The 16,812-nt window shown below is 35.4% G+C and carries 13 protein-coding genes and 1 tRNA gene; 12 read left to right on the forward strand and 2 right to left on the reverse strand.

The features are described from left to right. Nucleotides 1-8 precede the first annotated feature (8 nt). The 5 genes from BLQ19_RS01925 to BLQ19_RS01945 all read left to right on the forward strand — a co-directional run bounded on the left by BLQ19_RS01925 (nucleotide 9) and on the right by BLQ19_RS01945 (nucleotide 5,938). Nucleotides 9-2,141: a TonB-dependent receptor plug domain-containing protein gene (locus BLQ19_RS01925; RefSeq protein ID WP_074537228.1), complete on the forward strand. Its 2,133-nt coding sequence runs from the start codon at nucleotides 9-11 to the stop codon at nucleotides 2,139-2,141. An 11-nt stretch (nucleotides 2,142-2,152) separates the two neighbouring features. Then, a complete protein-coding gene (locus BLQ19_RS01930; RefSeq protein ID WP_074537229.1) occupies nucleotides 2,153-3,235 on the forward strand; it encodes an HmuY family protein in 1,083 nt (360 codons plus the stop codon). Nucleotides 3,236-3,349: 114 nt separating this feature from the next. Next, the gene (locus tag BLQ19_RS01935) at nucleotides 3,350-4,081 is read left to right on the forward strand and encodes a tRNA1(Val) (adenine(37)-N6)-methyltransferase (RefSeq protein ID WP_074537230.1); all 732 of its coding nucleotides are present in this window, start codon (nucleotides 3,350-3,352) and stop codon (nucleotides 4,079-4,081) included. A gap of 57 nt (nucleotides 4,082-4,138) precedes the next feature. Continuing rightward, a complete protein-coding gene (locus BLQ19_RS01940; protein WP_074537231.1) occupies nucleotides 4,139-5,317 on the forward strand; it encodes an acyl-CoA dehydrogenase family protein in 1,179 nt (392 codons plus the stop codon). 90 nt (nucleotides 5,318-5,407) lie between these two features. Next, complete coding sequence (locus tag BLQ19_RS01945; protein ID WP_024481995.1) at nucleotides 5,408-5,938, forward strand: lipid-binding SYLF domain-containing protein; 531 nt, start codon at nucleotides 5,408-5,410, stop codon at nucleotides 5,936-5,938. A 52-nt stretch (nucleotides 5,939-5,990) separates the two neighbouring features. Here BLQ19_RS01945 and BLQ19_RS01950 read toward each other — a convergent pair whose 3' ends face one another. Continuing rightward, on the reverse strand, nucleotides 5,991-8,294 hold the full coding sequence (locus tag BLQ19_RS01950; protein WP_074537232.1) for an FdhF/YdeP family oxidoreductase: 2,304 nt from the start codon (nucleotides 8,292-8,294) through the stop codon (nucleotides 5,991-5,993). Nucleotides 8,295-8,457: 163 nt separating this feature from the next. Here BLQ19_RS01950 and treF point away from each other — a divergent pair, with 163 nt between their 5' ends. From treF to BLQ19_RS01970, 4 genes are all read left to right on the forward strand, one after another. Next, the gene (gene treF / locus BLQ19_RS01955) at nucleotides 8,458-10,062 is read left to right on the forward strand and encodes an alpha,alpha-trehalase TreF (protein ID WP_074537233.1); all 1,605 of its coding nucleotides are present in this window, start codon (nucleotides 8,458-8,460) and stop codon (nucleotides 10,060-10,062) included. A 336-nt stretch (nucleotides 10,063-10,398) separates the two neighbouring features. Beyond that, a complete protein-coding gene (locus BLQ19_RS01960; protein ID WP_074537234.1) occupies nucleotides 10,399-11,307 on the forward strand; it encodes a sensor histidine kinase in 909 nt (302 codons plus the stop codon). Nucleotides 11,308-11,701: 394 nt separating this feature from the next. Next, a complete protein-coding gene (locus tag BLQ19_RS01965; protein WP_074537235.1) occupies nucleotides 11,702-12,610 on the forward strand; it encodes a sensor histidine kinase in 909 nt (302 codons plus the stop codon). A 565-nt stretch (nucleotides 12,611-13,175) separates the two neighbouring features. Then, nucleotides 13,176-13,910 carry a phosphatase PAP2 family protein gene (locus BLQ19_RS01970; protein WP_074537236.1) on the forward strand — a complete coding sequence of 245 codons (735 nt, stop codon included), beginning with the start codon at nucleotides 13,176-13,178 and terminating at the stop codon, nucleotides 13,908-13,910. A 313-nt stretch (nucleotides 13,911-14,223) separates the two neighbouring features. On the opposite strand, the gene BLQ19_RS01975 is transcribed toward BLQ19_RS01970, so the two are convergent. Then, nucleotides 14,224-14,304 (reverse strand) — tRNA-Leu (locus BLQ19_RS01975). A 144-nt stretch (nucleotides 14,305-14,448) separates the two neighbouring features. Between BLQ19_RS01975 and BLQ19_RS01980 the strand changes: the two genes are divergently transcribed. The 3 genes from BLQ19_RS01980 (at nucleotide 14,449) to pth (ending at nucleotide 16,812) form a co-directional block, all read left to right on the forward strand. Next, nucleotides 14,449-15,390, forward strand: a complete 942-nt coding sequence (locus BLQ19_RS01980) for a ribose-phosphate pyrophosphokinase (RefSeq protein ID WP_024482002.1) — start codon at nucleotides 14,449-14,451, stop codon at nucleotides 15,388-15,390. 78 nt (nucleotides 15,391-15,468) lie between these two features. Continuing rightward, nucleotides 15,469-16,092, forward strand: coding sequence for a 50S ribosomal protein L25/general stress protein Ctc (locus tag BLQ19_RS01985; RefSeq protein ID WP_025616037.1), 624 nt, complete (start codon nucleotides 15,469-15,471; stop codon nucleotides 16,090-16,092). A gap of 90 nt (nucleotides 16,093-16,182) precedes the next feature. Beyond that, the gene (gene pth, locus BLQ19_RS01990) at nucleotides 16,183-16,812 is read left to right on the forward strand and encodes an aminoacyl-tRNA hydrolase (RefSeq protein WP_074537237.1); all 630 of its coding nucleotides are present in this window, start codon (nucleotides 16,183-16,185) and stop codon (nucleotides 16,810-16,812) included.

The following is a 16,812-nucleotide window of genomic DNA, read 5'->3' on the forward strand; positions in this document are numbered from 1 at the left end:
AATCAAGAATGAGTCTAAATAAAAATTATTGTTGCCTTTTTTTTACCCTAGTATTGACCGGATTTCTATTTTCTCAAACTATAGTGAATGATACTGCACAAATACAAACCTTAAAAGAGGTTGTTATTACGGGGCAATATAATCCCACGACGATAAATAAATCTATAAATAATGTAATCGTTATTACTAAAACACAAATAGAAAATCAAGCAGCAAATAACCTTGCAGACGTTCTAAATTTTAATTTGAACCTTACAATTTTACCAAGTTCGCAGACCGGAAAATCTACCATTTCTTTCTTCGGCCTAGATGGCCAATACTTTAATATTCTAATTGATAACATTCCATTAGTAAGTGATAGTGGAATGGGGAATAACATAGATCTAACCCAGATAAACCTTGATGATATTGAACGAATAGAAATTGTAGAAGGTGCCATGGGCGTAGAATATGGAGCCAATGCTGTTTCTGGAGTTATCAATATTATCACCAAAAAATATTCTGAGGAACCTTGGAAGATTCAATTTCTAACACAAGAAGAAACGGTGAGCAATGAATATGCTTGGTTTGATAAAGGAAGACACATTCAGGGCCTGAATATATCTCATAACTTAAGTGATAAGCTATATGCGCGCATTGGCTTTAACAGAAATGACTTTGCTGGTTTCTTTGATAATAAACAAGGGCAAAGTTATTATCAAAATGATGGTTTAAGAGGTTATGAATGGCTGCCTAAAATACAATACAACACCAATGCGTTTCTTACTTACAAACGGGATAATTTCACGCTATTTTATAAGTTCGAATACTTCAATGAAACTTTAAGCTATTACGATGAAACAGTACGGTCCAATATTGATGTAGAAAACCAAACAAGCAACCCTTCTTCAACAGATAAAATCTTTAAAACCAATAGGTACGTAAATAATTTAAGTGTCAATGGTACTTTTAATTCTGGAGCAAGGTATGACGCTTCTCTTTCCTATCAAGAGCAGAAAAGAGACCTAAATCAGTTTAACTATTACATCGTCACACAACAAAAAACCGATGAAACCGATGAAACCTATCAATCTAGCAAAGTATTGTTCTCAAAAGGAACTATAAATAATCTGGTTAAGAATGATCATTACAATTTTCAATTAGGGTATGAAGCAAGATATAATAAAGGATTTGACACACAAGCGTCTGGCGCAGTCACCCAAGAAGACAAAGAATACACGCAAAGCAACGTAGCGTTGTTTACTTCTTCTGAATGGAAAATAACAAATGATTTATCTGCTAGACCTGGATTTAGGTACGAGTACAATTCAAAGTTTAACAGCCAACTTTTGGCATCTCTAAGTCTTAGGCAGCAATTAAAAAATAGGCTTGAGTTACGAGGAAATATAGGCACTTCATACCGCACACCAAATTTTCAAGAACTCTATTATTATTTTGTAGATTCTAACCATGATGTACGGGGGAATGAAAATTTAAATCCTGAAAAAGGATATACCGCATTTATCAACCTAAAAAAAACAACTGCAATCCCTAATGGGGTAGTGACAAACACGCTAAAAACAAGCTATATAGATATTAATTACAAAATAGATCTTGCCGTTATTAACAGCACCCCTTTGCAGTATGAGTACATCAATATTAATGCTTATAAACTTTGGGGGGTAACCAACGAAAACCGTATTAAAAAAGAACAATGGAATTTTAATTTTGGAGCCACCATACAAGGCATCTCTAGAATAGCTGAAAACGAAGCAAATGCTTCTAAAGATTTCTTATACTCCTTTCAAATAAATACAAGTGGCACCTATAGCTCCAAAAAATGGGACACTGCATTTAGTCTCTTATTTAAACATAATGGTGCACAATATGACTACACCGCTTCTGATGTAGATGAAGAAGGCAATTCTGTTTTCTCAAAATCTAAAACCAATGCCTATAGCTGGATGGATGCTTCCATTAGAAAATCTTTTTTGGACAAAAAAATCCAAGCAACTATAGGCGCTAGAAATATACTAGATGTAACCAGTGTAGCCATCAGTAATACCATTTCTGGAGGCGTACATTCTACGACTAACAACGGACTTTTACTTGGTTACGGTAGGTCTTTTTATCTCAAACTATTATACAATCTAAACTTTTAAAAATTACACGTATGAAACACAATGCATTTACTTTTTTTGCCGCACTAGCCGTCCTATTATTTTCTAGTTGTTCTGATGACGATACTCCCGCAGCTCCTATTCAAATAGTCATTGAAGGAGCCGCTATTTCTCCCGAAGTTGGAGGGTCTAACGAACCTAACCAAGTCTATATAGACTTAAGTACCGAAACTAGTACCGTTGTAAAAAGAGACTCTTGGGATTTAGGTTTTTATAGCGGTTCAGAATTTCAAGTTACGATTAACGGCGCTATATACATGGCCGTCGCTGCTCTAACTACTACGGATATTGATGCCGTAAATAGCACTACCGAAGAGGTGATAAATTTACAGCCACAAGTTGCCATTGGCACTTTTCAAGCAACAAATGCGGCCTATATAGACAATCCAAATGGAGCAATTACAGGTACCGCAATAGCCACAATAGAAGACACAGATGAAAATAACCCAGTATATCTACTTAACTTAGGTAAAGAGATAGGCACTACGCCTGCCACTACGGGTAGTGCAAATGTATCTGGAGACGATAGGGGTTGGAAAAAAATACGGATCTTAAAAGAAGGCCCTGATTATATTTTACAATATGCCAACTTAGAGGATACCACACACCAAGAAGTGACCATTACCAAAAATTCTGCTTATAATTTCTCTTACTTTAGCTTTACCACAGAAACAATAGTATCCGTTGAACCAGAAGCGACAAAGTGGGATTTAAACTTTACTGTATTTACAGACATTATAGAAGGTTTTGGCTCGTATGGTTATGCAGATTATGTGGTGAACAATACAAAAGCAGCTGTTAGTGTATATATGGTAGATACGGCAGAAGCTACTTTTACCTATGACAATTTTGCGCTGACCGACATAAACCCCGCTAATTTTTTAAATGACCAACGTGGTATAGGTAGCACCTGGAGAAATGGTGGCGGACCAAGCACATTACCTTCTTTAAAAGAAGATGTATTTTATGTTCTTAGAGATACGGATGACAATTACTATAAAATAAAATTTTTAGCCCTAACCAATGAAGCAGGCGAAAGAGGTAATCCAGAATTTATTTATAGCCTACTTCAATAGTAGTCAAGATGCCATAAAATTAATGTAATTAAATTTTAGATCCCTTAACGTAATTGTTAAGGGATTTTTTTATGCCCAACAAATAAGCCTTAATTTTGAAATTAAATTTCTTTTATGAAACCTTTTCGCTTCAAACAGTTTACCGTTAACCAAGATAAATGCGCTATGAAAATAGGCACAGACGGAGTGCTTTTAGGTGCTTGGGCAAGCGTTAACAACTCTATGCATACTATCTTAGATATTGGAACAGGAACAGGCGTTATTGCCTTAATGCTAGCACAACGTTCTATTGCAGATACTATTGAAGCTATAGAACTTGACGGAGATGCTTTTGAACAATGTACCGATAATTTTGAAGCTTCAGATTGGGGGGATCGTCTATTTTGCTTTCATGCTGGTTTTGATGAGTTTGTTGATGAATATACCGAAGAGGAACCTGAGGAAGCTGAGCTGTATGATTTGATTGTTTCTAATCCGCCTTTCTACAGTGAAGAAGTTTCTAGTGGTAATGATGCTCGCGATCAAGCCCGTCAAAACTCATCACTCCCTTTTGACGAATTAGTTGCTGGAGTTTCCAAACTACTTTCTCCTACAGGTGTATTTGCTACTATCATACCGTATAAAGAAGAAGAAAATTTTATCGCTTTAGCCTTAGAAAACAATTTATTCCCTAACAGAATTACACAGGTTAGAGGAACAGAGAATACCGAAATTAAGAGAAGTCTACTTGAGTTTTCATCTACAGAAAGTGAGTACACACCTAAGGAGCTTATTATAGAATTAGAACGAAATGTATACACTCAAGAATACATAGAACTTACCAAAGACTTTTATTTAAAAATGTAACTTTTGAGCATTGTCCTGTTATAAATCTTTATTTATCTTTGGTAAAAACCCATAGCTATGCGACCAGATTTATTTGAAGCTCCTGATTACTATAACATTGATGATCTTTTATCAGAAGAACACAAGTTGGTTCGCGATGCTGCCAGACAATGGGTAAAACGCTCTGTTTCTCCTATTATAGAAGAGTATGCTCAGAAAGCAGAGTTCCCTAAAGAGATTATTGGTGGCCTAGCAGAAATTGGTGCTTTTGGTCCTTATATTCCGCAAGAATATGGTGGCGCTGGTTTAGACCAAATTAGTTACGGCCTTATTATGCAAGAGATAGAACGTGGCGATAGTGGCGTGCGCTCTACAGCTTCCGTACAATCTTCTTTAGTCATGTATCCCATATTCACCTATGGGAATGAAGCGCAGCGTAAAAAATATTTACCAAAATTAGCTTCTGGAGAATTTATGGGTTGCTTTGGGCTAACAGAACCCAATCATGGTTCTAATCCAAGCGGCATGGAAACCAAATACAAAGATATGGGTGACCATTATCTATTGAATGGTGCTAAACTTTGGATTTCAAATTCGCCATTTGCAGATATTGCTGTCGTATGGGCAAAAAATGAAGAAGGCCGCATTCATGGACTTATTGTAGAACGTGGTATGGAAGGTTTTACCACCCCAACAACACACAACAAATGGTCTTTACGTGCAAGTGCTACTGGGGAGCTTATTTTTGATAATGTAAAAGTACCCAAAGAGAACATCCTGTTAGGCAAAACAGGATTAGGCGCTCCGCTTGGATGCTTAGATTCTGCTCGATACGGAATAGCTTGGGGTGCTATTGGTGCTGCCATGGATTGTTATGATACTGCCTTGCGTTATGCCAAAGAGCGCATTCAGTTTGGGAAGCCTATTGCGGCAACACAACTACAACAAAAGAAACTGGTAGAAATGATTACCGAAATCACGAAAGCACAATTAATGGCACTCCGTTTAGGGCAACTTAAAAATGAAGGCAAAGCAACTACCGCTCAGATTTCTATGGCCAAACGCAACAATGTAGAAATGGCTATAAACATTGCTAGAGAAGCCAGACAAGTTTTAGGAGGCATGGGTATTACAGGGGAATACAGCATTATGCGCCATATGATGAATTTAGAAAGTGTAATTACCTATGAAGGCACGCATGATATTCACTTATTAATCACAGGTGCAGATATCACTGGGTTTCCCGCTTTTCAATAAACGTGCGATAGCTTTAACATAAACTTAGTACACTTGAAAAAACAAGTGCGCTAACTTTGTACGTATATAGATGAACTAAATATACAGAAAATGAAAACACTAAAATATAGTATACTTTTTTCTCTTCTTTTTGTTTTTGCAGGACAAGCACAAACCGTTAAAGATCAGAGAATTATTGATGACGCTCAAGAAGCAAAAGAACTTTTAATAAAAGCCGATGATGGCTTAGATTCATTCTTTAAAGAATCTGCCGGATACGTTATTTTCCCTAATGTTGGAAAAGGCGGATTTATTATTGGAGCTGCCTCTGGAAATGGTGCCGTTTATGAAAGTGGTAACTTAATAGGAATGGCAGATCTTAAAAAATTAAATATCGGTTTTCAAGCAGGTGGGCAAGCAATTATAGAAGTTATCTTTTTTGAAAATACCGCAGCTATGAACGACTTTAAAGAAGGGAAATTCTCTTTTGCGGCAGAAGCTTCTGCTGTAGCAGTACGATCAGGAATTGCATTTAACGCAAAGTACAAAGACGGTGTGGCTGTTTTTGCATTACCAAAAGCAGGACTAATGGCCGATGCTTCTGTAGGCGGACAAAAATTTAAATTCACTTCTTTTGAATAAGTATTTAAAAAAATAAAAGATAAAAAAAGGGAGCCAAATGGCTCCCTTTTATTTACTTAACTTTTTCTACCGTAACCACTACAGATTTACTAATAGGGGTATAACTCCTATCTGCAAAATGATTGTAAGGTACCAATACATTTGTTTCTGGATAATAAGCCGCAATATCTCCTTTAGGAATAGCATACGGCAAAACTTTAAAATTAAAAGCTACCCTTGGTGTATGATCGTAATTACTCCGTAGGTTCACCACATCAAGTTTTGTTAAGCCTTTTTCTTTCATGTCTTCTGCATTCATAAAGACCACTCGGCGTTCATTATATACTCCCCTGTAGCGATCATCTAATCCATAAATTGTTGTATTAAATTGATCATGAGAACGCATGGTCATCAACATAAATTCATCTGAGTTTAAATGATGTTCTGGTAATTTATTTAGGGTAATCTGTGCTTTCCCGTTAGGAAGCATACTAAAGTCTAAATTGCGCACATTATTAGGTAAATAGTACCCCACACCCTTAGATTGCTCATTAGTGTTTTTAAAACCTTTCACTACTTTATCTATAGTTTCACGCATCAAATCATAATCGGTCCCTAAGGCTAACCAATCAACAGCGTGATTGCCTTTAAAATAGGCATCTGCAATACCCGCTATTATATCTGGCTCACTTTGTAAATTCCCTGAAGTTGGTTTTAGCACACCTTTAGATTGGCGCACACGCCCCATACTATTTTCAACCGTAATAAAACGTTCTTTCCCGTCTTTCACATCCTTTTCTGAACGCCCGTATGTTGGTAAAATTAAAGCCGTTTTACCTGTCACTAAATGACTTCTATTCAACTTAGTACTCACCTGTACTGTTAGACTACAAGCCTCAATAGCTTTTGCTGTATAGACCGTATCTGAAGCGGCCATTAAAAAATTACCTCCTAGACACATGAATACTTTGGCCTTACCATCATGCATGGCTTTCATCGCTTTAACCACATCATAACCTGGTTGATCAGGAGCCGTAAAACCTAAGTGTTCTTGAATACGCTGATTAAGTCCTTCATCTACAAAATGCATAATCCCTACACTCCTATCGCCTTGCACGTTAGAGTGCCCACGAACCGGACAAGTACCGGCATTTGGCTTCCCAATTGCCCCTTTCAATAATAATAAGTTTATAAATTCTCTTATGGTTTCTACCCCATTTTTATGTTGGGTAAGTCCCATTGCCCAACAAACTACAATTTTAGATTTCTTAGCAAGAAACGATACTGCTACATCTATAAGCTTTTCATTAACTCCAGTTTGCTGTATTAAATCTTCAAGATCAAAATTTTCAATATCTGCAAGTAACGTCTCATACCCATCTGTATACTGGTTGATAAAATCATGATCAAAGACCGTAGTATCAAGCTGATCTAAAGCGGCTAATTTTTTAATTATCGCTTTCATTAAAGGTATATCTTGATTGATGCGCACTGGCAAATGTAAATCTGCAATATCTATAGGCTTACCAATCCACCCCTCTACATGTTGTGGATTTTTAAAATTAACAAGACCTGATTCTTCTAAGGGGTTTATACTGATAATCTTTCCGCCATTTGCTTTACATTTTTCTAAAGCAGAAAGCATTCTAGGATGGTTTGTTCCTGGGTTTTGTCCTGCAACAATTACCACCTCTGCTTCATATAAATCCTCTAATTTAATAGACCCCTTACCAATGCCTAAGGTTTCTCCTAAAGCGACACCACTAGACTCATGACACATATTAGAACAGTCTGGCATATTATTAGTTCCTAAAGCCCTAGCGAACATACCGTATAAAAAAGCCGCTTCATTACTGGAACGACCTGAGGTATAAAAAATAGCTTCATTAGGATCTTCCATAGCTGCAAGCTCTTCTGCTACCAACTGATATGCTTTCTCCCAAGAAATGGGTTGATAATGTAAACTTTCAGGCTCCAATAGTAAAGGCTCTGTAAGTCGCCCAAATTTATTTAATTCGTAGTCCGTAAGTTGTGATAAATCTTCTATAGAGTTTTTCGCAAAAAAGGAAGCGTCTATCTTACTAGTTGTCGCTTCATCTGCTAATGCTTTTGCGCCATTCTCACAATATTCAGCAAATTTCGAGGATTTTTCTGGGTCCGGCCAAGCACAACTAGGACATTCAAATCCGTCTACCTGATTCATCTTAAGTAAGGTACCCATGGCACGAATTACCCCCATTTCTTTGAAACCATGGCGCAATGCTTCTTTTACACCCAATGCTCCTGCTGCAACAGTAACCGGAGCTTCTACTTTAATATCATTAAATGCTAAACTTCCTGTTAGCGATACTTTTCTTTGCGCCTTAACCTCACCCATGTTTCCCTTTTTTGACCAATTAGTTTATCTAGAAAATCTTTACTTCTAAACAAGTAGTTAAATTTAAGGCTTTATCCACTATATGAATAGGATATGCCGTTCAAAAAATTGACTCCTTTAAAAATTATAGTAATTTTAACCCTACTGATTTAATGGTACGCTTATGAAATATTATGGATTGCTGATTGCGCTGCTTCTTCTAGGTTGCAAAAACGAGGTCAAGAAAGTTCCCGAAAAACCTATTACAGAAACTCCGGCTAGGGAACTCAAAATAATTACAACTCCTGATGAGTTATTAGGAGATTTATTTGCTGAAATTCAATTAAATCAGGTTTTTGAAGATGGAAAAACATTTGTGGATTGTACCGCAAAATTTCCTTACGATGAAATTAAACGCAACTACGAACTACAAAAAAATGATTCCACTTTTAATTTAACAGCGTTTGTTCATGCTAATTTTGAAGTTCCTACAGCTATATCTTCTGATTTTAAATCCGACACTACAAAAACTGCCGTAGAACATGTAACTGCATTATGGCCTGTATTAACAAGAGCATCTGATCAAGAAAATGAACTGAGCTCTTTAATTCCCTTACCAAAATCTTACATTGTTCCTGGTGGGCGCTTTAGAGAAGTATACTATTGGGACAGCTATTTTACCATGCTAGGTTTAGTAGAAAGCGGCGAGTTTGAGCTTATTGAAAATATGTTAGATAATTTTGCACACCTTATTGATACCGTTGGTCATATCCCAAATGGAAATAGAACATATTACATCACTAGGTCTCAACCTCCATTCTTTTCTCAGATGGTGAAATTATTAGCGGCGCATAAAGGAGAGCGTGTTTATCAAAAATATAAAGAACCTCTTAAAAAAGAATATGAATTCTGGATGGATGGTGCGGAATCTACTTCCTATGCTATCAATCATGCGGTACTAACCCCTGTTGGAGTTTTAAATAGGTATTATGACCAAGGAGACACTCCGCGGCAAGAATCATATAGAGAAGATTATACCCAAGTTGAAAAAACTTCTGGAGGAACAAAAATGTATCGTGATTTACGCTCTGGAGCAGAATCGGGCTGGGATTATTCTTCCAGGTGGTTTGCTGATGGAAAAACAATGGAGACCATAGAAACTACAGATATACTCCCTGTAGATTTAAATGCACTTATGTACGGTTTAGAAGAAGTGCTTATTACCGCTTTTCAGGACAATTCTGAATTTACCACAACATTAAAAAAGAGCATGGAAAACCGGAAGGAATTTTTAAATAGATATAGCTATAATGAAACTTTGGGGGTCTTTGAAGATTATAATTGGGTTGCTAGTGAGCCTACTGGCGTAATTTCTTTAGCCACCGTTTATCCTTTATTTTTTAAAATGACTACGCAAGAACAAGCAGATGGAGTAGCCACTTATATCACTCAAAACTTCTTGAAACCAGGAGGCGTTGTTACGTCCACTAACCATACAGGGCAACAATGGGATGCGCCAAATGGCTGGGCACCCTTACAATGGATGACTATTGTAGGTCTCGAAAACTACGGACATCATGAGTTAGCAAAAACTATTGCTACACGGTGGATTGCCTTAAATGAAAAAGTCTATGAAAACACGGGGAAGTTTGTAGAGAAATACAATGTAGAAGACATGACGCTAGATGCTGGTGGCGGAGAATACCCTGTTCAAGATGGATTTGGCTGGAGTAATGGTGTTTATTTAGCCTTAAAAAATCAATACAAAAAAGATAAAAACAAATTATAAGCAGTTCACCACAAGTTTTACTGCTTACGCATCAATTCTTTTAAAAAAGCAACTAACCGTCATACCTTTGACACGAGTTAGTTAGTTAATTATTTAATAATAATTTTTCATTTTCATATAGTGTTCTCGTAAAAGAGCCCAATCTTTATAGATTTGGGCTCTTTTCTATTTAGCGTCATCTAGACTATTTATCACTAACCCTTTAACTTATAAAAAATAAACTACAGTTGTCTTTCGTACACCCAATAATACCGTTATTTTTACCGTTATTATTTTATTTTACTGATGTAAACAATTATCGATTTAATTAATGTTAATCGCAATTACAAACATATCATGCTCCCGCTAAAGAATAGAATACACCATCCCATATTTGTGGTCCCATTGTCGCTTTTTTTATCGGTGTCTGGATATGTAATCAGTGATTTCTTTGCGCACTGGCAAAAATTCTGGCTCGGCATGTACTTAGCTGTGCTCCTGCCTATCATTATATCTTTACCTCTCGCTTTAATCATGGACCGCTATTTCAAAAAATTTCAGTCTCAAAAAAAAGAATTAGAGCATTTAGATACAATCAATAAAAAGCTATTCCTATTAATTTCACATGATGTACGATCTCCGCTGGCAAGTTTAATTGGTACTATTGATTTAGTAACCGACAATGATTTAGATCCGCAAGAGGCTAAACTCTATTTTTCTGAACTCTCCCGTAAAATTAAAAATGTAAATTCCTTTTTAGACGGTTTGCTTAATTGGGCAAGGAGACAAACGCAAAACAAACCTTTAGAATTTTCATTATATGATAGTAGTGATATCATAAAGCTTACTCATGATTTATTGGAGCCTGCTGCCAAGCTAAAAAAAATTAGAATCACAACCAAACTTGGCCATCATAAAATATATGCTGATAAAGAGAGCTATTCTTTTGTATTAAGAAATATTTTACACAACGCCATTAAATTCACCCCTATCGACGGAGAAATTACCATTGAAACTTTCGTGAAAAATAAACAGATCTATACCACTATACAAGATTCTGGAATTGGCATCACAAAAAATGAAATCAAAAAAATACTAGATGGCGAAAACTGGCACACCACCAAAGGTACCTCAAATGAAAATGGATCTGGCTTTGGCTTAAGAACCTGTCTTTATTATTTAAAGCAAAACAACGGCGTATTATTAATTGATAGCGAAATAGATACTGGAACAAAAATAACTATTGTACTACCCGCTGAAAAATGAGTTTTTTAGAACATATTTAGGTTTCACCACAAGTTTTGCTAGTTACACATCAATTGTTTTAAAAAAGAATATAACGGTTATACATTTAAAATGTGTTAGTTACTTATTGAGTAATAATAAAATTTTTCATTTTCATATAGTGTTCTCGTAAAAGAGCCCAATCTTAATTGATTTGGGCTCTTTTTTATGGTATCAAATTTAATTGAAGTCTTTACTCTCATTGAAGTAACAGCAAAATTGCTTATATTTAAACTACACTATCGTGACATTCACCGACCCAAAACTACAAGCTAACTAACTTGTAAGTTTTTTCTTTTAGTTTGATTCTATTTTTGTACTTATAAAGGGCTAGCGTTTTATTTAAGATGGCTATACTTTTCTTAAAACCCAAATTATGTACTTATTAAAAAATAAATTACATCATCCTTTCATAGTAGTATTGTTGTGCGTTATTTTATCTGTTTCCGCATTTCTGATAACCGACTATATTGTGGCATGGGAAAAATTTTGGAAAGGACTTTACTTAAGTATTTTTCTACCCATATTCATATCTACGCCTATAGCCTTAGTCCTTGATCACTACTTCAAGAAAATTACAGTGCAAAATATTGAATTAGAACATCTAGATACGATTAATAAAAAACTATTTTTATTAATATCTCATGATGTACGATCTCCTTTGGCAAGTTTAAAAGGGTTGATAGATATGATTGCTAACAATGAATTAGATGCAGAAGAAAGCAAAAAATACCTTAATCAACTTTCTACCAAATTAGATCATCTCAATGATTTTTTAAACGGACTCTTTGAATGGTCACAAAAGCAAACACAAAACAAACCTTTAGACTTTACCAACTTTGATCCTTTTGAGGTAATAAACCCAACTATTAACCTGCTAAAACATGCCATTGAAAAGAAAGACATTGTCACAACCGTAAAAAGTACTAAAACCTTTCTCTATGCTGATAAAGAAAGTTTCTCATTCATTTTTAGAAACATTCTACACAATGCTATAAAGTTTACCGATAAAGAAGGTGAAATTCACGTAGAAACAAAAGCACACAATGGAGAAATACATATTACTATAAAAGACAATGGTGTTGGCATCACGGAAAAAGAAATTGATAAAATTTTAAATGGAAGTAATTGGTACACCACTAAAGGAACTTCCCAAGAGAATGGTTCTGGTTTTGGTTTACGCACCTGTTTTTACTACTTGGAAAAAAACAATGGGCGTTTAAAAATTGAAAGCGAAATTGGGAACGGTAGTACATTTACTATTGTGCTACCAGAAGCTTCATAATACATAAATAATATAAAGAACAGCAATAAATAAGCCTTAACAACAAAATGTAATAGATAAACCACATGTTTTGCTACTTACACATCAATAGTTTTACAAAAGTGAGTAATCATACTATATTTGACATGAGTTAGTTAGTTAAATAGTAAATTTTCATTTTCATATAGTGTTCTCGTAAAAGAGCTCGGTCTTGATTGACTCTGGGCTCTTTTTTTTGCTCTAGCATCAGTCTTTTTTTAGACTACTAGGTAAAAAATTATAGCCTTTTTCAAAAGTTACAATACCTTTAAATTCTCTTTAGAATTACATGCTACCTTTGAAAATCAATCTATTAAAAACACTGAATTACGATAGCTTAATACTGCCCTAGCTCTTTATTTATAGCACAATAGTTCGTATGAAATTCCTTTAACTGGTATTTTCTTTTTGTTTTGGAAGCTAGAAAGACTAAGCAGGACTACTAAAAACAGTCTTAACTATTCTGAATTCCGTAGTTGGTACTATAAAGACCGTAATTAAAAGTACAAGACCTGCATTGGCGATTAAATAAAGTAACCTGCTTTTTATGAAAAGAAAAATACTTACCATTCTTGTTATTTTTATATTAGGAAAAGTGGCTGCACAAGTAGACAGCACAACCGTGAAACCGAAGACGAATCTATTTAAAAAAAGTACGGTACCCCTATCGCTTATCGGTGCAGGGATCTTATTATCTGATAGCGGCTTTGAGAAATCATTTAACACAAACTCTAGAAATTGGATAGGAAATGATTTTGAAACAAACTTAGATGACTATACGAGATATGCACCTGTAGCCACGCTATTTATTGCAGATGTTGCAGATGTTGCAGGAGTTCAGGCAAAAAACCATTGGTTTGATCAAACAAAACATCTTGCTATTTCCATGATTCTTACAGATGTATTTACAAGAGCCTTGAAAAAAAATATTTACAAACTTAGACCTGATGGCTCTAATGAGAATGCTTTCCCCTCTGGACATACCTCCATCACCTTTGCCTCTGGTGCAGTCGTTTATGAAGAATTTAAAGAAGCTAGTCCACTCTTGGCATATTCTGGATACGGTTTTGCCACCCTTACTGGTGGTTTACGATTGGCAAATAATAAACATTGGGTTTCTGATGTCTTGGCTGGTGCCGGCTTGGGTATTCTTGTCACCAAATTAGTCTATCATTTTGACTACTTATTTAAATGGAATCCATTCATCCACTCAAAAGACATGTCTCTAATTCCAAGATATTCTGAAGGAAATGTTGGAGTCTATTTTTCAAAAAATTTTTAAGGTGGTTCAGTTCTTTGTTCGATAGGGTAAAAAAGGTCAATAGAAGGCATATTTATCAAGATGATATGCTTTTTAAGTTCTGATATTACCTTTACACTACCGATAATAGGTAGAATAATACAGATTATCAAGATGAAAAAGAAAAAAATTCACAAGCAATTATAGCCGTTCACGAAGAGAACTACCCATAAGATATAAGGAAAAGCCACCTAAGAGATTTCAAATTGAAGATTTAAAATCTCAATAATTAAGTAATTCAATAAACTATATAAACACAAAAAACCCCTGTAAATACAGGGGTTTTTCACTTTCGTACTCGAGGTGGGAATCGAACCCACACTCCAGAGGAACTGGATTTTGAATCCAGCGCGTCTACCAATTCCGCCACTCGAGCTGTTAAGGAGTGCAAAACTATAAAATATATTTCTGTTTTTGACAAAAAATTTGAGAATAATCCTTTATCACGCCAAATAAATATCTAAATTTGCACTCCTTAAAGAAATTGAAGTCCAATAAACTTAAAAACAAGAGATTAACAATGTCTTATCAAGTTCCAGAACCTAAAATTTTTGGCTGCACTCAAAGTACAGCTTTAGCAGAACGAATTGCAAAGTCTTACGGTACGGAGCTAGGTAAAGTTATTTTCTCTAGATATAGTGACGGAGAATTTCAACCTTCTTTTGAGGAATCTGTTAGAGGGACACGAGTTTTTATTATCGGATCTACGAATCCTAGTTCGGAAAATTTGATGGAAATGTTATTAATGCTTGATGCTGCAAAGCGCGCATCTGCTAGACACATTACCGCAGTTATGCCTTATTTTGGTTGGGCAAGACAAGATAGAAAAGACAAACCTAGAGTTCCAATTGCTGCAAAGTTAGTAGCAAAAATGCTTGAAGCTGCTGGAGCAACACGTATTATCACCATGGATTTACATGCAGATCAAATACAAGGTTTCTTTGAAAAACCAGTAGATCATCTTTTTGCCTCTACGTTGTTTCTACCTTACTTAAAAAATTTAAAATTAGACAATCTAACCATTGCGTCACCAGATATGGGAGGTTCTAAAAGAGCTTATGCCTATTCTAAAGCACTAGAATGTGATGTAGTAATTTGCTACAAGCAACGTGAAAAAGCGAACATAATTTCGCACATGGAGCTAATTGGTGATGTAAAAGGTAAGAATGTTGTCTTGGTAGATGATATGGTCGATACTGCGGGTACATTAACGAAAGCTGCAGATTTGATGATAGAACGTGGTGCACTTAGTGTTCGGGCTATTACTACTCATGGTCTTTTATCTGGAGATGCGTATGAGAAAATAGAAAAATCTCAATTATCAGAACTAATTATAACAGATTCTATTCCTTCAAGAAAGGATAGTAATAAAGTACGCGTGTTGAGTTGTGCAGATTTATTTGCTGATGTTATGGAAAGAGTACATAGCAACACCTCAATTAGTTCAAAGTTTTTAATGTAGGTAAAACTACCAATTAAGTGCCCTTTATTTTAATGGCAGTTAAAATAACATAGAATAATTAATAGTTAAATATATATAATGAAGTCAATTACAATCTCAGGATCTAAAAGAGAAAGCGTAGGCAAGAAAGCAACAAAAGCCTTACGTAATGCTGGAAAGGTTCCTTGCGTACTGTACGGAGGGGAAACACCATTACACTTTTCAGCGGATGAACCAGCATTCAAAAACTTAGTGTACACCCCAAACGCTCACACAGCAGTGATTGAAATTGAAGGTGGAAATAAATTTGACGCTGTTTTACAAGATATTCAATTTCACCCAGTTACAGATGCTATCTTACACATAGATTTCTACCAGTTATTTGCTGATAAAGAAGTTACTATGGATATTCCTGTACGTTTGGTAGGTAACTCTCCAGGGGTAAGAAATGGTGGTCGTTTATTATTTAGAAAACGTAAATTAACAATCAAAGCTTTACCTGCTAAATTACCAGATTTCTTTGATATTGATATTTCTAAGTTAAAAATTGGAGCAAACATTGCTGTTGCGACTTTATTAAATGACGAATTTTCAATCTTACACCCGGAAAACACGGTTGTTGTTCAAGTTAAATCTGCACGTAATGCAGTTGTTCTTGACGAAGAAGAAGAAGAAGAAGGTGCTGAAGGTGCTGAAGGAGCAACAGAAGCTGCTGCTGAATAAACTTTCAACAAAGAATCTTAAGAAGCATCTCAGCATATTTGTTGAGATGCTTTTGTATTTTTAGCCATTAATAAGCTAAAACCACTTTAGATGTTTAAGTTAAAAAAGTTCTTTTTTAAAAAACCTAAAAACTATCTAGAAGAGCAGAATACTATGAAAAAATATTTAATCATTGGCTTAGGAAACATAGGTCCAGAATATGCCCAAACAAGACACAATATCGGCTTTAAAGTCCTAGACAAATTTGCCCAACAAGAAGACTTAAGTTTTGAAACCGCCAAACTAGGAGATGTTACTACCTTCAAAATAAAAGGAAGAAGTGTTTTACTCTTAAAACCATCTACCTATATGAATTTGAGCGGTAAGGCATTACACTATTGGATGGAAAAAGAAAATATACCTTTAGAAAATGTACTTGTTATAACCGATGATATCAATTTAGACTTTGGCGTAATCAGAGTAAAAACTAAAGGAAGTAATGGCGGACATAATGGCTTAAAAGACATTCAAAACACCTTAAATTCCTCCAATTACAACCGGTTTAGATTTGGAGTTGGTGCTGATTTCGGAAAAGGTAGGCAGGTAGATTATGTTCTTGGAAAATGGAATGACGATGAAAGAGCCGCAATGCCAGAGCGTTTAGAGCGCTCAGCAGAAGTTATAAAGTCTTTTGTACTCGCGGGTATTACCATCACCATGAATCAATACAACAACACCTAA

The organism is Cellulophaga baltica, assembly GCF_900102165.1.
Lineage (GTDB): Bacteria > Bacteroidota > Bacteroidia > Flavobacteriales > Flavobacteriaceae > Cellulophaga > Cellulophaga baltica.

Coding starts and splice junctions, on each gene's coding strand:
- BLQ19_RS01925 (WP_074537228.1), top strand. CDS start 9: ATGAGTCTAAATAAAAATTATTGTTGCCTTTTTTTTACCCTAGTATTG.
- BLQ19_RS01930 (WP_074537229.1), top strand. CDS start 2,153: ATGAAACACAATGCATTTACTTTTTTTGCCGCACTAGCCGTCCTATTA.
- BLQ19_RS01935 (WP_074537230.1), top strand. CDS start 3,350: ATGAAACCTTTTCGCTTCAAACAGTTTACCGTTAACCAAGATAAATGC.
- BLQ19_RS01940 (WP_074537231.1), top strand. CDS start 4,139: ATGCGACCAGATTTATTTGAAGCTCCTGATTACTATAACATTGATGAT.
- BLQ19_RS01945 (WP_024481995.1), top strand. CDS start 5,408: ATGAAAACACTAAAATATAGTATACTTTTTTCTCTTCTTTTTGTTTTT.
- BLQ19_RS01950 (WP_074537232.1), bottom strand. CDS start 8,294: ATGGGTGAGGTTAAGGCGCAAAGAAAAGTATCGCTAACAGGAAGTTTA.
- treF (WP_074537233.1), top strand. CDS start 8,458: ATGAAATATTATGGATTGCTGATTGCGCTGCTTCTTCTAGGTTGCAAA.
- BLQ19_RS01960 (WP_074537234.1), top strand. CDS start 10,399: ATGCTCCCGCTAAAGAATAGAATACACCATCCCATATTTGTGGTCCCA.
- BLQ19_RS01965 (WP_074537235.1), top strand. CDS start 11,702: ATGTACTTATTAAAAAATAAATTACATCATCCTTTCATAGTAGTATTG.
- BLQ19_RS01970 (WP_074537236.1), top strand. CDS start 13,176: ATGAAAAGAAAAATACTTACCATTCTTGTTATTTTTATATTAGGAAAA.
- BLQ19_RS01980 (WP_024482002.1), top strand. CDS start 14,449: ATGTCTTATCAAGTTCCAGAACCTAAAATTTTTGGCTGCACTCAAAGT.
- BLQ19_RS01985 (WP_025616037.1), top strand. CDS start 15,469: ATGAAGTCAATTACAATCTCAGGATCTAAAAGAGAAAGCGTAGGCAAG.
- pth (WP_074537237.1), top strand. CDS start 16,183: ATGTTTAAGTTAAAAAAGTTCTTTTTTAAAAAACCTAAAAACTATCTA.